Origin of the sequence: Ponticaulis sp., from assembly GCF_029210165.1 — a bacterium.
Taxonomy (GTDB): Bacteria; Pseudomonadota; Alphaproteobacteria; order Caulobacterales; family Hyphomonadaceae; genus Ponticaulis.
Genome location: NZ_JARGNT010000001.1, coordinates 660,030 through 682,657, shown reverse-complemented (window position 1 = coordinate 682,657; position 22,628 = coordinate 660,030). Strand labels below are relative to the sequence as shown.

The 22,628-nt window shown below is 55.6% G+C and carries 22 protein-coding genes; 9 read left to right on the top strand and 13 right to left on the bottom strand.

The window, feature by feature from the left end:
* The 7 genes from P1U45_RS03430 (at position 1) to P1U45_RS03400 (ending at position 7,799) form a co-directional block, all read left to right on the top strand.
* The gene (locus P1U45_RS03430; RefSeq protein ID WP_301057508.1) at positions 1-1,014 is read left to right on the top strand and encodes an alpha-ketoacid dehydrogenase subunit beta; all 1,014 of its coding nucleotides are present in this window, start codon (positions 1-3) and stop codon (positions 1,012-1,014) included.
* Between the two features lies 1 nt (position 1,015).
* Positions 1,016-2,311 (top strand): dihydrolipoamide acetyltransferase family protein, encoded by a 1,296-nt coding sequence (locus P1U45_RS03425; RefSeq protein WP_301057507.1) that lies wholly within the window; start codon positions 1,016-1,018, stop codon positions 2,309-2,311.
* A gap of 209 nt (positions 2,312-2,520) precedes the next feature.
* On the top strand, positions 2,521-3,513 hold the full coding sequence (locus P1U45_RS03420; protein WP_301057506.1) for a ketoacyl-ACP synthase III: 993 nt from the start codon (positions 2,521-2,523) through the stop codon (positions 3,511-3,513).
* On the top strand, positions 3,510-4,484 hold the full coding sequence (locus tag P1U45_RS03415) for an NAD(P)-dependent oxidoreductase (protein ID WP_301057505.1): 975 nt from the start codon (positions 3,510-3,512) through the stop codon (positions 4,482-4,484). Before P1U45_RS03420 ends, P1U45_RS03415 begins: the two co-directional genes overlap by 4 nt.
* Positions 4,481-5,254: an MBL fold metallo-hydrolase gene (locus tag P1U45_RS03410; protein ID WP_301057504.1), complete on the top strand. Its 774-nt coding sequence runs from the start codon at positions 4,481-4,483 to the stop codon at positions 5,252-5,254. The genes P1U45_RS03415 and P1U45_RS03410 overlap by 4 nt, the downstream gene beginning before the upstream one ends.
* On the top strand, positions 5,254-6,531 hold the full coding sequence (locus P1U45_RS03405) for a F390 synthetase-related protein (protein WP_301057503.1): 1,278 nt from the start codon (positions 5,254-5,256) through the stop codon (positions 6,529-6,531). The genes P1U45_RS03410 and P1U45_RS03405 overlap by 1 nt, the downstream gene beginning before the upstream one ends.
* Positions 6,528-7,799 (top strand): glycosyltransferase, encoded by a 1,272-nt coding sequence (locus P1U45_RS03400; RefSeq protein ID WP_301057502.1) that lies wholly within the window; start codon positions 6,528-6,530, stop codon positions 7,797-7,799. The genes P1U45_RS03405 and P1U45_RS03400 overlap by 4 nt, the downstream gene beginning before the upstream one ends.
* Here the strand turns inward: P1U45_RS03400 and P1U45_RS03395 are convergent.
* Entirely contained in the window at positions 7,756-8,352 is a 597-nt protein-coding gene (locus P1U45_RS03395) for a VTT domain-containing protein (protein ID WP_301057501.1), read from the bottom strand. The two genes, P1U45_RS03400 and P1U45_RS03395, sit on opposite strands and share 44 nt — an antisense overlap.
* Positions 8,353-8,445: 93 nt before the next feature.
* Positions 8,446-9,360 carry a hypothetical protein gene (locus tag P1U45_RS03390; RefSeq protein WP_301057500.1) on the bottom strand — a complete coding sequence of 305 codons (915 nt, stop codon included), beginning with the start codon at positions 9,358-9,360 and terminating at the stop codon, positions 8,446-8,448.
* A gap of 98 nt (positions 9,361-9,458) precedes the next feature.
* Between P1U45_RS03390 and P1U45_RS03385 the strand changes: the two genes are divergently transcribed.
* A complete protein-coding gene (locus tag P1U45_RS03385) occupies positions 9,459-10,133 on the top strand; it encodes a Fe2+-dependent dioxygenase (protein WP_301057499.1) in 675 nt (224 codons plus the stop codon).
* A gap of 42 nt (positions 10,134-10,175) precedes the next feature.
* On the opposite strand, the gene odhB is transcribed toward P1U45_RS03385, so the two are convergent.
* From odhB to P1U45_RS03370, 3 genes are all read right to left on the bottom strand, one after another.
* On the bottom strand, positions 10,176-11,708 hold the full coding sequence (gene odhB, locus P1U45_RS03380; protein ID WP_293607199.1) for a 2-oxoglutarate dehydrogenase complex dihydrolipoyllysine-residue succinyltransferase: 1,533 nt from the start codon (positions 11,706-11,708) through the stop codon (positions 10,176-10,178).
* A 32-nt stretch (positions 11,709-11,740) separates the two neighbouring features.
* A complete protein-coding gene (locus P1U45_RS03375) occupies positions 11,741-14,752 on the bottom strand; it encodes a 2-oxoglutarate dehydrogenase E1 component (RefSeq protein ID WP_293607092.1) in 3,012 nt (1,003 codons plus the stop codon).
* 366 nt (positions 14,753-15,118) lie between these two features.
* Positions 15,119-15,532 carry a globin gene (locus P1U45_RS03370; RefSeq protein ID WP_301057498.1) on the bottom strand — a complete coding sequence of 138 codons (414 nt, stop codon included), beginning with the start codon at positions 15,530-15,532 and terminating at the stop codon, positions 15,119-15,121.
* Between the two features lie 432 nt (positions 15,533-15,964).
* On the opposite strand from P1U45_RS03370, the gene P1U45_RS03365 reads away from it, so the two are divergent.
* Positions 15,965-16,282 carry a hypothetical protein gene (locus P1U45_RS03365; protein WP_301057497.1) on the top strand — a complete coding sequence of 106 codons (318 nt, stop codon included), beginning with the start codon at positions 15,965-15,967 and terminating at the stop codon, positions 16,280-16,282.
* Between the two features lie 60 nt (positions 16,283-16,342).
* On the opposite strand, the gene sucD is transcribed toward P1U45_RS03365, so the two are convergent.
* The 8 genes from sucD to P1U45_RS03325 all read right to left on the bottom strand — a co-directional run bounded on the left by sucD (position 16,343) and on the right by P1U45_RS03325 (position 22,538).
* On the bottom strand, positions 16,343-17,245 hold the full coding sequence (gene sucD / locus P1U45_RS03360; RefSeq protein WP_301057496.1) for a succinate--CoA ligase subunit alpha: 903 nt from the start codon (positions 17,243-17,245) through the stop codon (positions 16,343-16,345).
* A gap of 31 nt (positions 17,246-17,276) precedes the next feature.
* Complete coding sequence (locus P1U45_RS03355; RefSeq protein ID WP_301057494.1) at positions 17,277-17,696, bottom strand: PIN domain-containing protein; 420 nt, start codon at positions 17,694-17,696, stop codon at positions 17,277-17,279.
* Positions 17,693-17,920 (bottom strand): ribbon-helix-helix protein, CopG family, encoded by a 228-nt coding sequence (locus P1U45_RS03350; RefSeq protein WP_301057493.1) that lies wholly within the window; start codon positions 17,918-17,920, stop codon positions 17,693-17,695. The genes P1U45_RS03355 and P1U45_RS03350 overlap by 4 nt, the downstream gene beginning before the upstream one ends.
* A 63-nt stretch (positions 17,921-17,983) precedes the next feature.
* On the bottom strand, positions 17,984-18,583 hold the full coding sequence (locus P1U45_RS03345; protein WP_301057492.1) for a hypothetical protein: 600 nt from the start codon (positions 18,581-18,583) through the stop codon (positions 17,984-17,986).
* 104 nt (positions 18,584-18,687) lie between these two features.
* Positions 18,688-20,763 carry a redoxin domain-containing protein gene (locus P1U45_RS03340; protein WP_301057491.1) on the bottom strand — a complete coding sequence of 692 codons (2,076 nt, stop codon included), beginning with the start codon at positions 20,761-20,763 and terminating at the stop codon, positions 18,688-18,690.
* A gap of 191 nt (positions 20,764-20,954) precedes the next feature.
* A complete protein-coding gene (locus tag P1U45_RS03335) occupies positions 20,955-21,518 on the bottom strand; it encodes a hypothetical protein (protein WP_301057490.1) in 564 nt (187 codons plus the stop codon).
* A complete protein-coding gene (locus tag P1U45_RS03330; protein ID WP_301057489.1) occupies positions 21,519-22,085 on the bottom strand; it encodes a hypothetical protein in 567 nt (188 codons plus the stop codon).
* Between the two features lie 99 nt (positions 22,086-22,184).
* A complete protein-coding gene (locus P1U45_RS03325; protein ID WP_301057488.1) occupies positions 22,185-22,538 on the bottom strand; it encodes a hypothetical protein in 354 nt (117 codons plus the stop codon).
* Positions 22,539-22,628: the final 90 nt, after the last annotated feature.

Below are 22,628 nucleotides of genomic sequence, written 5' to 3'. Positions count from 1 at the left end.
ATGGCTAAGAAAACCATGATCGAAGCCATTCGTGATGCACACCACATTGCGATGGAAGCTGATGAAAAGGTCGTCGTTTTCGGCGAGGATGTTGGCTATTTCGGCGGTGTATTCCGCTGCACAGCCGGTCTTCAGGAAAAGTTCGGCAGAGCCCGCTGTTTCGATGCGCCGATCTGTGAAGGCGGTATTGTAGGCGCGGCCATCGGAATGGCGGCTTATGGCCTGCGTCCGTGCATTGAAATCCAGTTCGCCGACTATGCCTACCCGGCCTATGATCAGATCGTATCCGAGGCTGCACGCCTGCGTCACCGGTCCGGTGGACAGTTCACGGCGCCGATGGTGATCCGCATGCCAACGGGCGGCGGTATTTTCGGCGGCCAGACGCACTCTCAAAGCCCTGAAGCTTTGTTCGCGCACGTCTCGGGTCTGAAGACGGTCATCCCGTCCACGCCATATGATGCGAAGGGCCTGCTGCTAGCCTCTATCGAGGATAATGACCCGGTCATCTTCCTCGAGCCGAAGCGCCTTTATAACGGGCCGTTCGATGGCGAACACGATAAGAGCATCGTGCCATGGTCCAAACATGACGACGCTGAAGTGCCGGACGGGCATTATACCGTACCGCTCGGCAAGGCGAAGATCGTGCGCGAAGGCAAGGATATTACCATTCTTGCTTACGGCACTATGGTGCATGTCGCGAAGAAAACCGCAGAAGATCAGGGCATTGATGCTGAAGTGATCGATCTGCGTACGCTTGTGCCGCTTGATACTGAGACGATTGCGCAATCGGTTCAGAAGACCGGTCGCTGCGTCGTGGTCCATGAGGCGACCCGCACATGCGGTTATGGCGCAGAACTTGTCTCTATCGTGAATGAGCTGTGCTTCTGGGCGCTGGAAGCGCCAGTGGAGCGCGTTACCGGCTGGGATACCCCGTATCCGCACTCTCAGGAGTGGGACTACTTCCCGGGACCGAAACGCCTTGGCGCAGCGCTGAACCAGGTCATGGAGGCCTGATATGGAAAAGATTTTCAAACTTCCTGATGTGGGCGAGGGCGTTGCCGAGGCTGAACTGGTGGAATGGCTGGTTGAGGTTGGTGATACGATTGCCGAAGATCAGGCAATCGCTGTCGTCACGACCGACAAAGCCAATATCGAAGTGCCATCTCCTTATGCGGGCAAGCTGACATGGAAATCCGGTGAGCCGGGGGACCAGGTCGCGATCGGCGCAGAATTTGCCAAGATCGACGATATGAAGGGCGATGCGCCTGCTGCGGCGGCGAAGCCTGCAAAAGCCGCAGAGACGTCAGCACCGAAACAGGCCGCGCCTCAAACCCCGTCCGTTCCGCAAACAGCGCCTGCGTCAGCCGCAGTGTCTTCCGGATCGTCTAAGGTTCATACGTCTCCAGCAGTTCGGGCCCGCGCAAAATCCCTGCAGATTGATCTGGGAAATGTTGCCGGCACGGGCGCTGGCGGCCGCATCACCCACTATGACCTCGATCAGTTCCTGATTGCTGCGATCCGAGCGGAAGTTTCATCGGGCTCTGGGCCCGCTGTGCCCACGCCAAAGCCGGCCCCAGCGCCTGCGGCAGGGCCTAAGCCCGCGCCATTCGTGGCCGCGAGCAGTCATGGCAAAATTCAGGTCAATCGCCTGTCATCCATGCGCCGTGCCATCTCCAAGAAGATGAATCAGGCCAAGCCCGGTGTGCCGCACTTCAGCTATGTTGAAGAAGTCGATGTCACCGATCTTGAGGCTATGCGCCGTGAGATGAATGCGAAGGCAGATGGAGGTGAGAAGCTTTCCATTCTGCCTTTCATCCTGCGCGCGCTCGTTCTCTCTGTGCCGGAAGCGCCTTATGTAAACGCGCTTTACAATGGCGATCGTCAGGAAGTGCATATCTATGACGAAATTCGCCTTGGTATCGCTGTTGCGACCGATAAAGGCCTGATGGTTCCAGTCATCGGCAATGCACAGAAGAAAGACGTGTACGAAGCAGCAGCGGCCATCCGTCATGTTGCTGAAGCGGCGCGAGATGGCACGGCATCTCGTGACGAGCTTGTCGGCTCCACCATGACGCTCACCTCTCTCGGCGCGCTGGGTGGTATCGCGTCAACGCCGGTGCTTAATCCGCCGGAAGTTGCGATCATCGGCGTCAATAAGGTGCGCACGGCGCCCGTCTGGAATGGCGAAGCGTTTGAGCCGCGCCAGCTGATGAACCTGTCTTGCAGCTTTGACCACCGGATCATCGATGGTCAGGCGGCTGCCAAATTCGTTGCGGCGATGAAGCGACGTATCGAGGCGTGTGAGATCTGACACGGGCAGGCCCAAACAGATCACCGGACGCTATTCTCCAAGCGTACTACCTTGGCCCCACGGTTAATTCCGTGGGGCTTTTTAGTTTTTCCGTTGTCATTCTTCGAGCATCAGTCGCAGTATTTCAGAAAATTCTGGTCATATCCTGAGAGATATAATAATGTGAGTGTTCGATCACTTTCTATTGATTGGAAATAGTGGAGAAGATCATGACGGGCCCTGTTTTGCTTGGTACGGGCGCGCGCGCTGGCGGGCGGCTTCTTACGTCAGAAGAAATAGACGGGCGTATCGGGCGAAAGTCGGGCTGGCTTGAGTCGCAATGTGGCGTGCGCTCTCGGCCTGTACTCTCGGAAGCGGAAACTCAGGAATCTCTCGCCCTTCAGGCTGCGCAGACCGCTTTGGATGACGCTGATCTTCATCCTGACGATATCGATCTTATTTTGTTTGCGTCTGCTGTTGGGCGGCAACCGATTCCCGCTACAGCGGCGCTGATTAAAGATGCGCTAGGGCTTCGCAAGACCGCCATTCCTGCTTTTGATATCAATGCGACCTGTCTTTCTGGCGTGGCTGCCCTCGATGTCGCCTCTCTCTATGTGAGTGCAGGTCGTGCAAAGCGGGTGCTTGTGGTTACGAGCGAAGTCGCAACAAGAGCGCTGCCATGGGACACTGACCCGGCGACGGCAGGCCTGTTTGGCGATGGCGCTGCGGCGTTTATTGTCGGCGAGGGTGCATCAGGAATTGCGGTCAATCAGGTCATTCTGGAGACATGGTCTGAGGGGTATGAGTTCTGTACGCTCGGTGCTGGCGGAACACGTTATGACTTTCACTCGGCGCGGGATGAGTTTGAAGAGAATGCCTTCTTCAGGATGGACGGGCACGCCTTGTTTAAACTCACACGTAATAAGCTTCCCAAGTTCATAGATAGATTGCTTGATGCGTCCGGCTGGTCACGCGGCGATATCGATGTCGTAATCCCGCACCAAGCGAGCCCGCTGGCACTGGAGCATATGATCCGCAAATGCGGCTTCGATAGAGAAAAAGTGGTCTCGACTGTGCGAGACACCGGCAATTTGGTAGCGGCCTCCATTCCGATGACGCTGGACACGGCGCGCCGTGACGGGCGCATCGGAGCAGGGGATAAAATCCTTCTGATTGGCACATCAGCGGGCGTCTCGCTTGGCGGGGCAACGCTAATCGCATGACGACTGTTCTGGTCACAGGTGCGACGGGGTTTCTCGGCGGAGCGTTGACACGGCGATTGCTGCTCGATGGCGTGCGAGTTGTCGCTCTTGGCCGCAATCAGAATAAGCTAAGTGACCTGCAAAGCCTTGGCGCGACGACGCTCCAATGCGATCTGGCAGACCTTCCGGACGATATGCGACCCGAGTCATGTGATATTGTCGTGCATGCCGCGGCGTTATCCTCGCCCTGGGGACGGGCGGCAGATTTCGAGCGGGCGAATATAACGGGTACGGCGAACGCCTTGCGCCTTGCAGAACGGGTAAGCGCGCGTCGGTTCATCAATATTTCCTCGCCCAGCGTTTATTTCCGCTTTGCCGATCAGGACCGTTTGCGGGAAGACGACCCGCTTCCGGCTCCGGTGAATGCATATGCTGACACGAAACGTCGCGCGGAATATCTGGTCAGCGAAGCGTCCGAGTTCGAAACGGTTACGCTCCGCCCGCGCGGGCTTTATGGTCCGGGAGATACGGCGCTTCTGCCAAGATTGCTGAAGGCAGCGAAGACAAGGCCTCTGCCCCTTATGAGAGGCGGTGAGGCGGCAACCGATCTCACCTTTGTCGATGATGTCGTCGAGAGCATTCTGGCCGCGATGGGGGCTCCATCATCTGTTAGCGGACAGGCGTTCAACATTTCAGGCGGGGTAGCTTTGCCGGTGAAAATGGTCGCCGAATGTGCAGGAGAAAAAGCCGGAATTGATGTGCGCTGGCGCCGCGTGCCATGGCCGCTGGTGAAGACGTTTGCCACTGCTTCAGAGCACGCTTGCGCTATGCTACCCAAGCGACCGGAACCTGCCGTGACGGCTTATTCTGCAGGCCTTTTTGCCTTCCGCCAGACTTTGAATATCCAAAAGGCAGAACAGCTTCTTGGCTGGAGGCCTAAAGTCTCTTTTGATGAAGGCTTAGAAAAAACCTTCGCGGGACGGACAGAATGATCAGGCCTGAGTTTAAGAATAGCGCGACTGTTTCTGCGCCCGAATGGCTGATCATGAAAAATGGTGCGCGAACCCTGCGACATTTACCGGTCCGTTATGGCGTGTTTGAACATCCTGATGCGGGTAAATGCCTGATCGATACCGGATATTCCAGGCGGACAAATAGCGGCCGACGCGGCTTTTTCCTCAGCCTTTATGCGAGCATCCTGAAACCGAAGCTGACGTCAGATGCCCTACCAGATGCCGTGCCAGACGTGGACACGATCATCGTAACCCATTTGCACGCAGACCATATCAGCGCTTTGGGGGACTATCCTAAGGCGCGCATTATGCTGGATGGTGAAGCGCTGGACCATTATCTCGCTAAAGGTTGGTTTCGGCGCATACGTCACGGGTTTTTCAAAGAACTTTTGCCGGACGACTTTGCGGATCGGCTGGTACGCTTTCAGGATTGTAAGACGGTCAAGGCGCCGATGGGCCTCGGCGAAGCTTTTGATCTGTTCGGGGATGGAAGCGTGTTGGGCATACCTTTGCCCGGTCACATGTTGGGGCATACGGGTGTGATGTTTACAGGAGACCGTCCGCTTCTGTATGCGGCTGATAGTGAGTGGCTCTGGCAGGCGATAGAGGAACGTCGCGCACCTGGCTTTCCCGCAACGCAAATCCTTGAAGACAAAGCGGCAGCCGAAGCCACCCGTGAAAAGCTTCGTGCCTTTGTCGCAGCTGGCGGCGAGCTGAAGCTCTGTCATGATCCCGAGGGAGAGGGCTGATGTCGCTGAAAGCATCTTTGGGCACTTTGGCGGCTTTCGTGGATGCCAGCTTGCGTCTCAACTCCGTAGCGTACCGCGATGAGCTGGAGGACAGACAGGCGCGGCGGCTCGCGCGGTTCCTCAATGGTCCTGCGAGCAAAGTGTCTGCGTTTGCCGGATGTCGTGGGCTGCCTCTGCAAGACTGGCCGACAATGGACAAAGCGCAGCTCATGGCAGACTTCGCGCTCTATAACCGGCTCGGCATGACCACGGCAGAAGCATGGGCGCATTTTGAGAATGGCACTGCGCCTGAAGGGTACGCCGTTGGCGCGAGCACTGGCACCTCTGGCAATAGAGGGCTTTATGTTGTGTCGGAAGCGGAGCGCTATCGCTGGCTCGGGGTGATGTTATCGCGAGCCTTGCCTGATGTGCTGACCCGCCGACACCGGGTTGCAGTCGTTCTGCCAGCCAACAGCCGCCTCTATGATGCGGCGAATGAAAGCCGGCATCTGGCACTTCAATTCTTTGATCTGGCGCAAGGTATTGAGGCGCAGTTCTTCGCTTTGGAAGATTTCGGCCCGACTGTGATTGTGGCTCCGCCCAAATTCCTGCGGGCGCTTGCAGAAAGCGACACGAATATATCTCCGGACCGCATTTTCTCGGGCGCTGAAGTTCTGGATGATGAGGACAGGCAGATTATCCAAAGCCAGTTCGGCGTTATCGTGCGCGAAATCTATATGGCGACCGAAGGTCTGTTTGCTATCGGCTGCGAGAAGGGATCGCTTCATCTGATCGAAGACCATGTGCATTTTGAATTCGTGCCCGTCGAAGGTTCTGACACTCTGGTCTCACCCTTGATCACCGATTTCTCGCGGACCACGCAAATCATGGTCCGGTATCGCATGAACGATGTTCTGGAGCTGGCCAAACGCCCCTGCAATTGCGGGCGTCCACATCGCGTTATCAAGGCGGTCCATGGGCGATGTGATGACGTGTTCCAGCTGGTGTCCGGAAAGGGCAAGATAGTCAGGGTTACGCCAGATGTTATCCGGAATGCTATTATAGGAACGGATCGATCTATCAGGGACTTTCGTATCGTTCAGACCGGGAAAAGCACAGTTCAGCTGACATTGCCGACCGATAATGCGCCTCGTCTGGCGGCAGCTTGCGAGGCGCTTCAGTCGCTCTTTGCCGCCTGCGGTGCCGCTCCTAAGGTTACGGCGCAGGCAGCCGCGCTTATGCCGCCATCAGGTCATAAACTTCGCCGTGTAAGCGTCGCGCCCGAGGCCCTGACATGACGAAGGTCTCAATCCAGACGCTTGGAAGTTTTGGCGATGTCATGCCTTTCGTTTCTGTCGCGCATTATCTGAAAGAGCTGGGCGCAGACGTCAGCATACTCTCGCCGTCTGACTACTCCGGAGCGATTGAAGCGCGCGGGATCAAGGCTGAAGCGGTAGAGGGTTTTACGCTCGCCGCATGGGATGAAGAGGCCGAACAAAGGGGCACCTTAAAGAACCCCTTCAACTTCTTTCGGGACTGGGATGAAATGGTCGCGCCCTATGTCGACAGAACCGTGGAAGCGTCTCTGAAAGCCGCTGAAGGCGCTGAAGTTATTCTGGCTAATTCCATCTGCGCACCTGCCCAGATGGTTGCCGAGTATTACGACATTCCCTTCATCCTGAATGCACACCAGCCTGCGATCAGCGCTACGCGAGACTATCCGTGCGCCATGCTTTGGAAGCCGGGCATGCCCTCCTTTCTGAACAAAGCGGGCTATGCGATGGTCTGGGGCGCGCAGCGTGCCATGGAGAAAGCTCTGAGCGGGCACAGGCGCAGGCTTGGCTTGCGCGCGCCACATAACCTTGGCGCCTCACGCGGCACGCCGCGTACTGATATGGTGCGGCTAACCACCGTTTCGCCGTTTCTCATCCCTGATGCTCCGTCCGATTGGCAGCCCTATGACATGTTGAAGCCATACCCGTCACTTGTGCCAGAGTCCGGTGCGGCTCTGCCGCCAGATATCGAAGCTTTTTTGCAAGCGGGAGCGCCGCCCGTCTTCATCGGCCTTGGCTCGATGGATGTTGAGGCATACGCCGCAGACCTACGTGTTATTCTTGATGCCATTGAAGGAAGAGGCCGCAGGGCGATCCTCTCGGCAGGGCTCGCCAAAAAACTGGATGGCCCCGTAGGCGATCAACACGTCATCGTGGGCCAGGTGCCGCATGATCGCATATTTCCGAAATGCGCGGCGATCCTTCATCATGGCGGCGCCGGTACACTCGATACGGCTCTGAGGGCGGGGGTGCCGCAGATCATTATGCCACGGCATCTTGATCAGTTCTGGCATGCTGATGCGCTCTGGAGGGGCGGAGTAGCGCCAAAGCCTCTAAAGCGAGGACAAGTCACGCACGCCGATATCGAAACAGCGCTCGCCTTCGCGCTTAGCGAAGAAGCCAGAGCATTCGCGAAACAAGTTGCAGATCCACTTCTCTCCCGAAACGGGGCTAAAGAGGTCGCCGAGTTTACACTTTCGAGAATAAGAAGCGGGCCGCAAAGCGTGCGATAAGCGCTGTCAGAATGAAGAAAACCTGACCGCCAATCAGGAGCGCCCATTTATAGCGCTCGATGAAGCCGTCCACATCAAAACTGGTCTGGTCCGCGCCCCAGGCGCTAAAGTAACCAAGCACCAGAAACATGCCCACGCCAATACCAACGCCCGCGAGAGAGCCAATCGCGAACCGGCGCCATGGCATACCGGCACCGCCGCAGATTGGCGGCATGAACCAGGCGACAGGACCCATCAGGCGGGAGCCTGCAACGGCTTTCCAGCCATGCTTTCGAAGGAGGCTGCGCGTTTTTCGAAGTGCGTCTCGCCGCCGTTTGCCCGACCTTGCGAGCCGTAGAAACCAGGGTTTCATTTGTTGGCCGATGAAGAAGCCGGTCTGATCTGCGAGATAGGCTCCGGCCAGAACAGCAATCACGCCCCGCCAGTCATTGTCGGTGTAGGCAAAGCCGCCGGCCATCAGGAAGAAAGCCTCTCCGAAGACGAAGAAGCAGGTCACTAACGTGGCGTCGAAAAACGCACCCAGAAACAGAATGAGGAGGATCGAAAGCGTCATGCTGTGTCAGCATAGAAAGTTTTCAGGGATCGCGCTATCGGCGATCTGCGACGGGCCATGACCTCTGTTGGTATGGCCCGCCGAGAGCAGGCGTTAGTTACCGAGCGCGAGCAATACTGCAGATGACGTCGCAGTGAGTGCAGCAGGGTTTGCGTCCATTGATTCCGGACGTTCCACGGTTGCGTAAGCTTCGCCCAGCTGTGCCAGCGCTGTATCGATTGCTGATGCAACCTCAGGAAGTTCGCTGCGAATAGCCGCTTCTTCTTCTGCGAATGCTGCTTTGGCCGCTTCATAGAAGCCGTAGCCGTCCAGATATGGCTCGAAGAAGTCGGACTGCAGCGCGTTTGTGTACATAACGGCTGCGCGGTCGATCTGGTCGGCAGCCACGCCAGCCTGAATGCGTGCTTCGGATGACCCGTCGTCTGGTGCTTTTTCAGCTGCAGCGCGGAGCGTCGCAATGATCTCGTCTGTGCGCTCTGAAATCTGTTCGTTTGTTTCGCCTTCAAATACGGCTGAAGACGCATTCAGGAGAAGTTCGTCAAAGTTCTCAACGCCGCGCTGCTCCAGATAAGGGCCGACATCAAAGAGAACTTCTGAAACCGGGTGTGCGAACATTTCGCCAGCGGCGCTTGTCTCACCGGCAATGTATGCATCGCGTGCAGCGATCACGTGGGCTTCCGTGATAGCCAGTGCAGAACGGAATACGACAGGGTCCGTCGCAGCTTGCTGAACAGCAACACCGCCTTCGCCTTCGCCGCCTTCACCTTCTCCACCAGCGCCTTCACCCTCGCCACCGGCGCCTTCACCTTCACCGCCATCTGCAGCGGCGTAAGATGGTGCGCGTGCGGTTGTTGCCGCTTCACCGGCATCAGTGGTGCTGACAGCGTTTTCACCTTGCTCGCCAGCCTCTCCGGCTTCACCTGAGTTTCCGCAGGCTGCGAGAAGTGTTGTGCCTGCGAGTGCAGCCGTCAGTCCGAGGCGTGTCCAACGTTTCGTGTCTGTTTTCACAGTAATCGTCCTTGCTAATCTCTGGCGAATTGCGTTTGTCGTGACATAAACCTAATGTATCCAATAATGCAACTCATTATCACAAATGAGGAGGTCTGATGCCTATCACTATCGGGAATGTGCTGGACGAGGCGGACCTTGCCAGCGTTGCTGAACTCCTGCCGCAATTAATGTGGGCAGACGGCACGAAAACAGCAGGGGCTGTCGCGCGTGAGGTGAAGAGAAATCGTCAGGCTGATCTATCTACGCGATCAGGCACCCGGCTTCGCGAGCTTGTGCAGACTGCGCTTCGCACGCATCCGGTCGTGCAGGCCTTTGCCCGACCTGCAAAGTGGTCGCCGCTTATTGTCAGCCAGACGGGTGAGGGCGGAGGCTATGGCACGCACATCGATAACGCCTTTATGGGCGCTGGCGACAGCCGCGTGCGAACTGATCTCTCATTCACGCTCTTCCTCTCAGAGCCGGATAGCTATGAAGGCGGTGAGCTGAATATCGACATGGCCGGGATGACGCATTCGGTGAAAGGCGCGCGCGGGGATCTGGTGATTTATCCCTCCACAACTCTGCATCAGGTCGCAGAGGTGACGCGCGGACGCCGTATTGTGTGTGTTGGCTGGATCCAGAGCCTTATTCGGTCTGGTGATCAGCGGGAAATTCTATTCGATCTGGATAATCTCAAAGCGGAGCTTCTTGCGTCACATGACAAGAATTCGCCGGAACTTCTGACCTTATCCAAGACGCTCGCCAATCTCACCCGCATGTGGGGAGAATAAAAAAAGCCCCGCTGCATGAGCGGGGCTTTTTTTTCAGGTCGCTTAGACGCCGAGAAGCATACGCTCAGGATTTTCCAGCGCTTCCTTCACGCGAACGAGGAAGGTCACAGCTTCTTTGCCGTCAACGATGCGGTGGTCGTAAGATAGGGCCAGATACATCATCGGACGGATCACAACTTCGCCATTGATCGCGACAGGACGCTGCTCGATGCGGTGCATGCCGAGAACGCCTGACTGAGGCGGGTTCAGGATCGGTGTAGACATCATAGAGCCGTAAACACCGCCGTTAGAGATGGTGAATGAGCCGCCCTGCATGTCTTGCATAGTCAGCTGGCCATCACGTGCTTTGCGGCCATACTCGCCGATAGACGCTTCGATGCCAGCCAGAGACAGCGCATCACAGTCACGGACAACCGGAACCACGAGGCCTTTTTCTGTGCCGACCGCGACACCGATGTCGTAGTAGTTTTTGTAGATGACGTCTGTGCCATCGATCTCGGCGTTAACAGCCGGGATTTCTTGCAGGGCATTTACAACCGCTTTCACGAAGAAAGACATGAAGCCGAGTTTCACGCCGTGGCGCTTCTCGAAATTGTCTTTGTATGCTTTGCGCATTTCCATGATGTTGGTCATGTCCACGTCGTTGAACGTGGTGAGCATAGCTGCTGTGTCCTGCGCTTCTTTCAGACGACGTGCAATCGTCTGACGAAGGCGGGTCATTTTTACGCGTTCTTCGCGTGGGCCCGTTGCGCGTTGAATGCCGGACGTAGATGACATGGCAGGAGCTTCCGTAGGTTTCTTTTCGAGATAGGCGAGCGCGTCGCCTTTTGTGGCGCGGCCACCTTTGCCTGAACCCGGAATTTCTGCCGGGTTAACGCCGTTCTCCGCTGCAATGCGGCGAACAGATGGAGAGACCGGCGCGCCGCCCGATGGAGCTGCCGCAGGTGCAGATGCGGTTGGAGCCGGTGCTGATGCCGCAGGCGCTGCTGCAGGAGCTGCCGCACCGCCTTCGCCGCCAGATACGCGTGCGATCACAGTACCAATGCTGACGGTTTCGCCTTCAGCGACGAGGACCTCAGAGAGGACGCCATCGACGGGAGACGGAACTTCAACAGCAACTTTGTCTGTTTCGATTTCAACAAGGATATCGTCTTTGGAGATCGAGTCGCCAGGCTGTTTCAGCCATGAAGACAGCGTGCCCTCAGAGACGCTTTCACCCATCGCTGGAACTTCAACGTCAACCGTGTCACCAGAGCCGGAGGAGGCGGCCGGAGCGGCCGCTTCTTCTTTTGGGGCTTCAGCCTTCTCTTCTGCAGGAGCAGGTGCGGCCGCAGCGCCGTCGCCTGCGCCAACTTTACCGAGAAGCGCGCCAATGCCGACCGTTTCGCCTTCAGCGGCAACGATTTCAGACAAAACACCGTCTTCAGGGGCTGCGACTTCGACAGAAACCTTATCGGTTTCCAGTTCGACAATCACTTCATCCTTGCTGACGGCATCGCCGGCTTTTTTGAGCCATGTTCCGACAGTTGCTTCGGAGACAGATTCGCCGAGCGTCGGGACAATAATATCAGTCATTCGTACTGCTCTCTTTCCGGGGTTCTCGGCGCTCAGGCCGTTTCAAATGTTGTACAATTGCCGCTGTCGCCAAGGGCAGCGTCGATGAAGGAGTCGCGCTCGGCGACGTGTTTGGACATGAGGCCGGTTGCGGTAGACGCAGATGCCGGACGGCCAGCGTAAAGCGGACGTGTATGCTTCGCACCAACCTGCTCGAGACACCATTCGATCTCGTCACGGATGAAGGTCCAGCCGCCCATATTGCGTGGCTCTTCCTGACACCAGACCATCTCGGCCTGCGGGAAGCGTTTCAGCTCCTGCATCAGAGATTTGCGAGGAACCGGATAGAACTGCTCGACGCGCATCAAATAAACATTGTCGGTGCCACGCTTCTCACGCTCTTCGAACAGGTCGTAATAAACCTTACCGGAGCAGAGAACGACGCGTTTGATCTTGTCGTCGGATACGAGCTTCACTTCGCCGCCGCGACCCGGTGTTTCCGCATCATCCCACAGAACGCGGTGGAAAGATGACTCCGGACCGAGATCTGCGAGGGCAGAGGTCGCCAGCTTGTGACGCAGAAGCGATTTCGGCGTCATGATGATGAGCGGCTTACGGAAGTCGCGGTGAATCTGACGGCGCAGGGCGTGGAAATATTGGGCCGGTGTCGTCAGGTTGCAGACCTGCATATTGTCTTCGGCTGACATTTGCAGGAAGCGCTCAAGACGGGCTGAAGAGTGTTCTGGGCCCTGACCTTCATAGCCGTGTGGCAGAAGGCAGACGAGGCCGGACATACGAAGCCATTTACGTTCACCGGAAGAGATGAACTGGTCGAAGAGGACCTGAGCGCCGTTTGCAAAGTCACCGAACTGGGCTTCCCAGAGGGTGAGCGTATTTGGATCTGCCAGAGAGTAGCCATACTCATAGCCAAGAACAGCTTCCTCGGAGAGGAGAGAGTCGATGACTTCGTATTTCGCTTGATTCTCGCTGATATTATTCAGCGGCGTGTACGGCTTCTCTGTTTTCTGGTCGACGACACGGGAGTGGCGCTGGGAGAATGTACCACGACCTGAGTCCTGACCGGACAGACGGATCGGGAAACCTTCATCCAGAAGTGAGCCGAATGCGAGGTGTTCCGCAGTTGCCCAATCAAGGCCTTCGCCGCTTTCAATCGCGTTCTTGCGGCCATCAATGACGCGTGCGAGCGTTTTGTGCGGTGTAATGCCTTCAGGGATCGTTGTGATCGCTGTGCCAATTCGCTTGAGCGTATCCATTTCGACAGCTGTGTTGCCGCGACGCTCGTCGCCTTCAGGCAGACCGAGGCCGGACCATTTGCCGTCAAGCCAGTCAGCGCGGTCAGCTGAATATGTTTTGCCAGCTTCAAATTCGTCGTCGAGAAATTTGTCGAAGTCAGCATTCCACTGATCAACTTCTTCGCGTGTAACGATGCCTTCGCCGATCAGGCGGTCAGCATAAAGCTTCTGAACCGGTGGGTGGCCTTTGATCTTCTTGTACATCAAAGGCTGAGTGAACATAGGTTCGTCGCCTTCGTTGTGGCCGTAGCGACGGTAGCAGAACATGTCGATCACAACGTCCTTGCCGAACTTCTGGCGATACTCGGTCGCAACCTTCGCCGCGTAGACTACCGCTTCAGGGTCATCACCGTTCACGTGGAAAATCGGTGCTTCCACCATTTTCGCAACATCAGACGGGTATGGCGAAGAGCGCGAATATTTCGGGCTCGTTGTGAAGCCGATCTGGTTGTTCACGATGAAGTGGATCGTGCCGCCTGTGCGATAGCCGGCAAGACCAGAAAGCGCGAAGCATTCGGAAACAACACCCTGACCAGCAAACGCCGCATCGCCGTGGAGCAGGAGCGGCATAACCTGCGCGCGGCGGTTCTTAGCAGACTCGCGCTTCAGGAAGCTTTGTTTCGCACGGGATTTGCCCAGAACGACCGGGTTCACCGCTTCAAGGTGAGACGGGTTCGGTGTCAGGGACAGGTGAACATTGTGTCCGTCGAATTTACGGTCGGAAGATGCACCGAGGTGATACTTCACGTCGCCGGAACCGAACTCGTCAGCGCCCTGAGACGAGCCGCCCTGGAATTCGTGGAAAATGATTTTGTACTGCTTGCCCATTACGGCAGCCAGAACGTTCAGACGGCCACGGTGTGGCATGCCGAGAACGATTTCCTCAACGCCGAGTGCGCCGCCGCGTTTGATGATCTGCTCAAGTGCAGGAACGGCAGCTTCACCGCCATCAAGACCGAAACGCTTTGTGCCCGGATAGCGCTTATGGAGGAATTGTTCGAACGCTTCGCCTTCGATCAATTTTTTCAGGATGGCGATTTTGCCTTCCTTGGTGAAGGCAACGCCTTTGTCCGGACCTTCAATGCGTTCCTGAAGCCAGGATTTCTCTTCCGGATCGGAAATGTGCATGAACTCGATACCGACGGTCGAGCAGTAAGTCCGCTTGAGCACGTCGAGCATCTGACGGATGGAGGCGTATTCCATGCCCAGATAGAAATCGATGAAGATCGGGCGATCCCACATATCCGGCGTGAAGCCGTAAGATTGCGGATCAAGTTCCGGCTGGTTGCCGAAATCATTGAGACGCAGCGGGTCCAGATCCGCTCCGAGGTGACCGCGCATGCGATAAGCGCGGATCATCATGATCGCTTTGATTGATTCCTGAATGGAGCGCGCAACGTCCTGCGGATTTGCACTCGGGCCGGCGCGCTCTGTGATCTTCGCCGCAATTTGTGGCTCGTTCGCGGACCAGGAATAGTCAATTGCGTCTGTGTTTTCGTCGCGTTGTGTCAGTGGCCAGCTTGCTGGTGTCCAGCTCGGGCCATCTGCGGCTTTTGAGACGGGTTCGCCCGCATCGCCGAGGCTTTCGAAGAAACTACGCCATTGAGGAGGAACAGAATTCGGGTCGCGATCGAATTTGGCCTGAAGCTGCTCAATGTATGAGGCGTTTCCACCGTAAAGAAACAGGGTTTCCAGCATCGCCGAATTTGCGTCGGAGCGATTGCCGTTTGGTGGGGAGCCGTCATCTGCCATTGCTATACGTCCTGATGATTGTTTTGCAGAAACAAAACACACAAATTTCTTGCTATCCTATTTAGGGAATTTTCTGCCGGATAGAAACCCAACCTAAGTCATAGATATGTAATCGGGCTTCATCGGCAATTCCTGCAACAGGCCTGCCTGAAAAAATTGCCTTCCGCTAAATCAAAAAAGCCGACTCCGCAATGCAACATTGATCGAATTTGATTCGACGGGGCCATTTTTTATACCGGGGTCAGAACAGCATAACTGCTATGCGAGTACGGGCAGTGAATGGCTTTTGCTTCAGACGTGAAATATAGGCACGAAATCTCCGGTGACGGAGCAGTCTGCGCATGAATGTCACAAAGGAAGTGAAGCTCACGGGTTTGTGGTGTCGCCGGTGACTTTATTTAGTATATCCGTCCAGCGATTTTCAAATTCTGTTGTCCACTGACTTTTCAGTGCAGCACGCGTCACATCGTGGATGATGAAGAAGAACTGATTGAATTCACTTTCCGAAACATCATAGCCGTCATGCGCGAAGCGGTTGGCCGTTGCGATGGTTTTTGCGCTGGCGCGGTTCTCGTCCGTTCCCATAAGAACCTCGAACGCCTGAGCCAGCATCTCGCCGCGCACACTGCCATCGGTGTCCATGAAAAAGCGGTCTTCATGTTCGGGGTGACGGCGGAAAAGCTCAGCATAGAGAAGTGCGCCCGGGTCGCCGACTTTTTCGGACAGGAGTTCGAGCGACTTTGTGAGTTGCCCCGTTGCGGCGTCATCGTTCGCTTGCATTAATGTCTCCCGCTAATACGGTTGCATGCTTAGAAGTGTTTGCGGCAAGCAACAATCGGGGGATGCGTGGCTGAGGATCTACAGTCTTATTTTGCGGAGGTGCGTCTTGGGCCGTTTCGCAAGGGGATGGTTCTGGCTGAACGGCATTTCGACCGGACTGTTTTCAGGTCCACGCAGGGTGCGTTGCGAAGGAAGGGGCCGCATCGCCTTCGTGATGTCCATTTTGAACGCTGCGAGGTTGAAGCTGGCCCTTTCTGGTTAGGCGAAGACTACGAGCTGGAGAATGTACACTTCGAAAAGCTGAAAGTCTGGCGGTTCATGTTTGATAATCGGACCAAGATGCGACATGTCCGCGCCAGCTCGCTGGCAAAAGCAAACAGATTTGAAATACAGCCGGGCTGTCGAGTGAAACACAAAAGGACCGTCAGATAGATGATCCGGATAGATGATCCGGATTTCACGCTGGATATGTCAGGTTATCAGGGAGATTTGCAGATATGGGGTGTGCGCGCGGATGGGGTGACTATCAATTCTGAAAAACAGATAAGGCTTCGCCACCCAACGCGCGAACGCCACCTTGGTCAGGCAATCGGCCTAACGGAACATGGGCTTTGGTCGATTGCGCTTGATCAGATCGTCGGCCGACGGGTACGTGATGCGGTTCTCAGCCTGCCAACGTCTAAGGATCGGGACTTCGACGACCAGATGCGCGATATTGAAGTGTTACGGTGCGAAGGAATTGCGTTCTAGCGCGCACAAAAAAGGCTCTCCGAAGAGAGCCTTTCAAAGTCTGTCTGTAAAGGCAGTGGATTAGCCTTTGAGAACGTCCTGCAGCGTAACGCCGAGACGTGCTGGTGATGGAGACACAACAATGCCTGCTTCTTCCATCGCAGCGATTTTGTCTTCCGCGCCGCCTTTGCCGCCGGAAACGATCGCACCAGCGTGGCCCATTGTGCGGCCTGGAGGCGCTGTACGACCCGCGATGAAGCCAACCATTGGCTTTTTGCGGCCTTTCTTCGCTTCCTGAATGAGGAATTCAGCAGCTTCTTCTTCCGCAGAACCACCAATTTCACCGATCATGATGATGGACTGTGTGTCGTCGTCAGAGAGGAACATGTCGAGCACGTCGATGAAGTTTGTGCCGTTGACCGGGTCACCACCAATGCCGACAGCTGTTGTCTGGCCGAGGCCAACCTGAGATGTCTGGAATACAGCTTCGTATGTCAGTGTACCTGAGCGGGACACAACGCCGACAGAACCTTTAGAGAAGATAGAACCCGGCATGATGCCGATTTTGCATTCTTCAGGTGTCAGAAGGCCCGGGCAGTTAGGACCGATGAGGCGGGAGTTTGACTTGACCAGCTTGTCCTTCACGCGGACCATGTCCATGACAGGAACGCCCTCAGTGATACAAACGATCAGCTCGATACCTGCGTCGATTGCTTCTTCGATAGCTGCTGCTGCGCCTGCCGGTGGAACGTAAACCACAGATGCTGTCGCGCCAGTTGCTTTCTTGCCGTCTTCGACAGATGCGAAGATTGGAAGCTCTGCGCCGTTTTCAGCCTGCCATTTCTCGCCACCTTTTTTCGGGTGGATGCCGCCAACCATTTGCGTGCCGAAATAGTTCAGCGCCTGGTTTGTGTGGAATGAGCCGGTTTTGCCGGTCATGCCCTGTGTGAGGACTTTGGTGTTTTTGTCGATCAGAATGGACATTTACGTTTCCCCTGTTTGGATCGGTGTCTGATTAGTTGAACGGATTGACGACGCAAACCCCTTCAAAGGTCTGGTCGGGTAAAAAATGTTCGGAATAGAGCGTTTTGCAGCCAAGGCGGCGCGCCGACGCGAGGGCGATACCGGAGCGGGTCGAGATTGAATTCTCACCAGCAAGGGCAATACCCTCACGAAGCAGCTTGTCATCGACGGCCTGACACGGCTTGAGCGCCAGCGTGCGGACCCACTCAGAAGCAAGCTCTGGCGGCAGTGGCGTATCACCGCGAGTGGTGACGGTTTCGTGGAATTCAGCGAGCACGCTTGCCGATGTCGCGTAGTTTTCTTCAAGCACGATGCGGCGCGCAATTTGATAGCGCTCTGGCGCATCCTCGCGACCAAGCGCGGCATAGACGAGAATAGATGTGTCGAGGAATACATCAGCTTCATCAATCATGATGCTGCCTCGCTATCAGGGCGCCATTTGCCGAGGCGCGCAGGCGAGGTTTCCATCAGATTGAGTAGGCCGGTACGCGCTTCATCATGGGCGCGTTCCTGTTCGACAAGCTTCGTCAGAAATCCGCGCACAAGCTCATTGACGCTGGTCCGCTTCAGAGCGGCCAGAACGCGGACCTTATCCAGAAGGTCTTCATCAATAGCGAGTGTGATGTTTTTCGTCACGCGAGCCTCGTTTCCACATAAGCCGTGTAACACAGGATGTGTGGGGCGCAAGACGTATACGTGTTATTCGAATGTCTGGGTAATCCGAGTCAAAGGGTAGGAGTAGATGAGCGTGACCCATAAACCCGGTTCGGGTGAGCCGGACTGGATGCCTGTATACCGGTCGTTGCGATGAAGCTCCCAGGCATCGGTAATGCCAATCGCTTGGTCTTCGGTGGGGGGAATATAATCTTCAAAATCCTCAAGCTGAAAAAACGATTCCGGTTTGAACCGGTCTTCTACCTCAACGGATTCATGTACAATCAGTCTACAGGCATAGGCGATAGGCGCTGCCTGTTCATTTGGGTCTTCGAAATCGGATTCAAAATGAATCTGCGCGTCCTCAAGTTCAGCAGACGCGGGCTCCCAAGTGCTCCTATAAACCGCGGAATGATCTCTGGGGCGCGGGTCTTCACGCAGGCGAACAGGGCCGGAATAGAGAAAACCCTGCTCTGTCAGAAATTCGGCTTCTTCATGGGTGCCCAGAGAATAGATTGCGCAGGCTTCGACAAATAATGCCGCAAGCGGATCCATTCCAGATGGTGGACTGGTTGGGATATCCTGAGCCGATGCGCAGAAAGCGAGTGACAGAGCTGTCAGGGGGAATGCCGTCAGACGTTTCATGATTTGACCCTAAGGGTAGAAAAATACAAATATATCTATTTTTATGACAATAAAAAAGCCCCGACGTTTCCGCCGGGGCTTTCGAAATTTATATCTGAAGAGACTTACTGAACGCCAGCGCGTGTTGTTGGCGTGTCCAGAGAGGTCATGTCGGCTTCACCGGTGTTCTCTTCGGAGTTGATGACGTTTTCATCAATATCGCCGAACTCGTTCACGCCCTGGGCGGCCGGGCCGCGGCGACGTGCCGGACGATCTGGCAGGGCAGCCTGATACTCTTCACGGTCGAGAAGGCCGTCATTGTTTGTATCGTATCCGTCAAAGCCGCTTGCGAGCCAGACATTGCGCTGACCGACGATCTCGGCTGGCTGAAGCATGTCATCACGAGAGTCATCCAGGGACGCGAACAGGCGGTCCTGTTGCATCATCTCCGTGTAGTTCGTGATGTTCTCGCGGGTTTCGTCGAGCCAGCGATAGTTCACGCGGAAATACATCATTTCCTCGTGTGTCTGGTCGCCCGGATAGACATCTGCTGCCGGATCCGGGTTCGCGAAGTTACGATCGGAGTTGTCATACCACCAGTCAGCTACGAGACGGGAGCCTGCTGGAACCTGAATTGGGTCGACCGGGTCATAGTCGCGCTGCCAGTTGAAGTCATAACGTGGCAGAGACAAGAGCAGCTCGCTGGTGCCATCCGGATACTCAATCGACAGTTCTACGCGTTTGCCGCGATAGTGCGCGTGCGGATAGAGCGTGTAGAGCTCGGCGTCCGCAGGGAACAGCGTGTAAGACGTGATGTGGAAGTTCTCTTCGCCTGCAGGAATGACGAAGTTTGAATCGCCAATCACAGTTGAGCGCATGATGAGCTCTGGTGGCTCGTCATGGAAGTAGAGACCGACTTGCGTGCGGTCTGTCTCTTCCAGGCCAAACGTCGTGTAGTGCATGGAGAAGCGGAACGCGCCGCCCGGTGACAGATAAGTGCCAACGCCTTCATGGAACTCTTGCGGGTTCTGGCCCGGCGTATAGCTGCCGACTGAGCCGCTTGGCAGATTGCCTTCGATCTCATCGACGGCCGCATTGCGGTTCTGAATGTAACCCGATGTTACGTGGTGAACGCCCTGATTGGAGCCCGGACGCACGTGAGTTGCACGCAGCCAGCGGCCTTCTTCCATCTGGTTTGGAATGGTCGGGTATTCGTATTCGAGAATACCGGTCGCCGGGATATCAAACGGTGTAACTTCCACGATGTAATCCGGCTCGCCGAGCGGCCATTCCGGAAGCGGCTCAAGTGCATCAAGAAGCGGGTCTTCGCCTTCGCCACGTGGCGCGCCAGCTTCAATCCAGTGAACGATGGTACGAGCTTCTTCAGGGGAGAGTTCGTTCTCGCTGTAGAAGGTGCCTGCGTGGTCAAAATCAGGGAAGTAAGGCGGCATACGGTCCGTGCGAATAACTTCACGGATCATAGGCGCCCAGCCCTGAATGGTCTCGTAGTCAGCGAGTTCCCATGGCGCGATACCGCCAGCGACGTGACACCCGCCGCAGCGCTCAACCAGAATTGGCGCAACATCTTCGGCGTATGAAATGGATTGGTGCAGGCTCGTGTTCGCATGCGGAAGTACGACTGAATCGCCGCGACGCATGTCCACGGATGCCATTTCAACGTTGTCACCGGCAATCAGCGCATCAAGCGCGTTCGCAAGGTAAGGGGTACGCCCACGACCATCTACTTGTCCGCTGACTGGCCCGCGATATGCGAGCTGGAAACCTGTGCGTGGGTTGATCACCAGAACTTCGCCGGTCGTTTCCAGCGCAAGGCTTTCAGACACGAGCTGACGGGCATCCATCAGAACAGGCATGTCGACGCCTACCGCTGCCATCGCGTCGCTCATTTCTGTGCGGGTTTCGGTGGCATCAGGGTTGATGAGATAGAAGCGGACGCCTTCTGCGGCGTATTCATCGCGCAGTTCGGCAAGCGCTTCGATAGCTCTCACGGAAAAATCGGAGTCCGCTGTAACTGTCATGAGGACGATAGCTGGCGCATCCTGATAATAATACAGTTCATGAGAAACCCGCTCGTGGTCTACGAGACGGAAGTTATCCACATAAGTCGGGGAAGCCTCTGCACTTAAGGTAAGTGCCGATAGGGCAAATGCAGATGCAGTAAAGGCGAAAATCTTTCGCATGGGCGTTGTCCTCCTGTCGCTGTTTTATTTTTTCTTATTTATATTTGATTGCTACGCGATTTGCGAGGAAATTATGATAGTGGACTCTCATTTTATCGCTCAAAACGGCAACAACCGCACCAATCTAACGAGATTGTGAACGTGTTCCGTCGCGATAATTCAATTTTTTCTGAAAATTGTTTCGCGCCGCCTCAGCGCGGGTAAGATGTGATTGTGACAGACCAGTCGCCATCCTGGCTATCAAGGCTGATCTTCGTGTAACGGTCGCGGGCGTCTACTTCCCAGTCTTCGGTTGCGCCGTAACCTACGTCTCCGGGCCTTGGCGGGTAGTAGTCAAAATCGGTCAGAAGGTGAAAGGAGTTCGGGCTGAACCGGTTCTGCGCATTCGTGTCCTCATCCACCAGAAGATGACAGAAATATTGAGGTCTTCCGTCATCGTGATACCACTTCATGAAAGTGATCTGAGCCTGTTCGTGATTGCGTTCAGTCCCCGGAAGAAAATTCCCAAACCGAGTGTTATGATCTGGCTGGTCACCATCGCCGTCGAGCGCCAATCCCCCAAGAAATAGGAAGCCGTCCGCTGCGAGTGTGCCATCATCATTGTGCACTCCACGGCTGTATCTCTCGCACGCCTCGATGAACAGAGTAGAAAGCGGGTCCATGCCTGCCGGGGCTGTTGCTGGCAAATGCTGGGCTGTCGCAGGGATTGCGACGATAACAGAAGCGGTCGCGAGAGCGAGAAATGAGGCGCGCATTTAATCGTCCATCTCATAGACAAAGTTCATGATGTTTTCGGTATCGATGTCCTTGTCAGGGTCAAAGCGCTGAATACGCGCGCCTTCAATGTCATATGCTTCAGGTACGAGCGCGGCGATCCAATCCGGAATAGGTTCGCGGCGATAAACAGTAATCCTGGAGAGCGTGCCCACTTCGGCGAGGCGGCTGGCTGCAATATTGGCGAGTGCGACACGGAAGGTCTCATCTGCCTGAGCTGGGAACCATTCAGTTGTGTAGCGTCCGCTCGAAATAGAGAATTGGACTGGCAGCGGACCTGAGACGCCGTTCTCCCAGGCGCGATCATCATCGCTTTGCGAGACGGTTACCAGGCTCTCCGTTCCATCCAGAAAGGTAACGCGGATCATCATCTCAGAAGGCTGGCTTACCGAGTATTCTTTGACGGCCATATCGTGTGGCACGATGCCAATCTCATCAGAGAAAATCTCGGAATCAGGGTAGAGCTTATCGACGATGAATGCTCTGCCAAGATAAGCGCCGCCCAATACGAGCGCGACGATCACCAGAAATCCGAAAAAGGCTTTCATGCCCAACCCCCTGCTTTTCCCTGAGAAAAGCTAGGCGAAAGCATTAGTGTCGGCAATCCTGAATTTAAATTTGTCGTGCTTTAATTTTGGCGCGAAGTGTCAGAACGAAATTGTTCGATGATTTACAGGTCGTCCATTCACGATGATCTGGGAGATCACATTTGAGCCCGGATGCGCAACGCATTCAGCGCTTAGTTCATAGCCCCAAATGCCGTCATTGCTTTCTCCGTTGAGAATGCTGCCTTGCGGGAAATTGATCACAACTTCACCGTTGCCAACCTGCACCGAACCCTGTTGATGCGGGTAGACCACCAGACCATCTCCGGATGGGAAAATATGGTGCTCCAGATGTTCTATACAGGTTTCATATGCGCGCCGGTGGAATGCGTCATTACTATGCGCTGGCATAGCGAAAAGCGGAAGAACGCTTAAAAAAACCAGAACACGTTTCATCGAAAACTCCGTACAGGAAACGTTTGCAGCGGCGTATTTGTACTCAAGGAGAACAGATCGCCAAGTCCTGATCGCAGCAAAGGCGTTGAG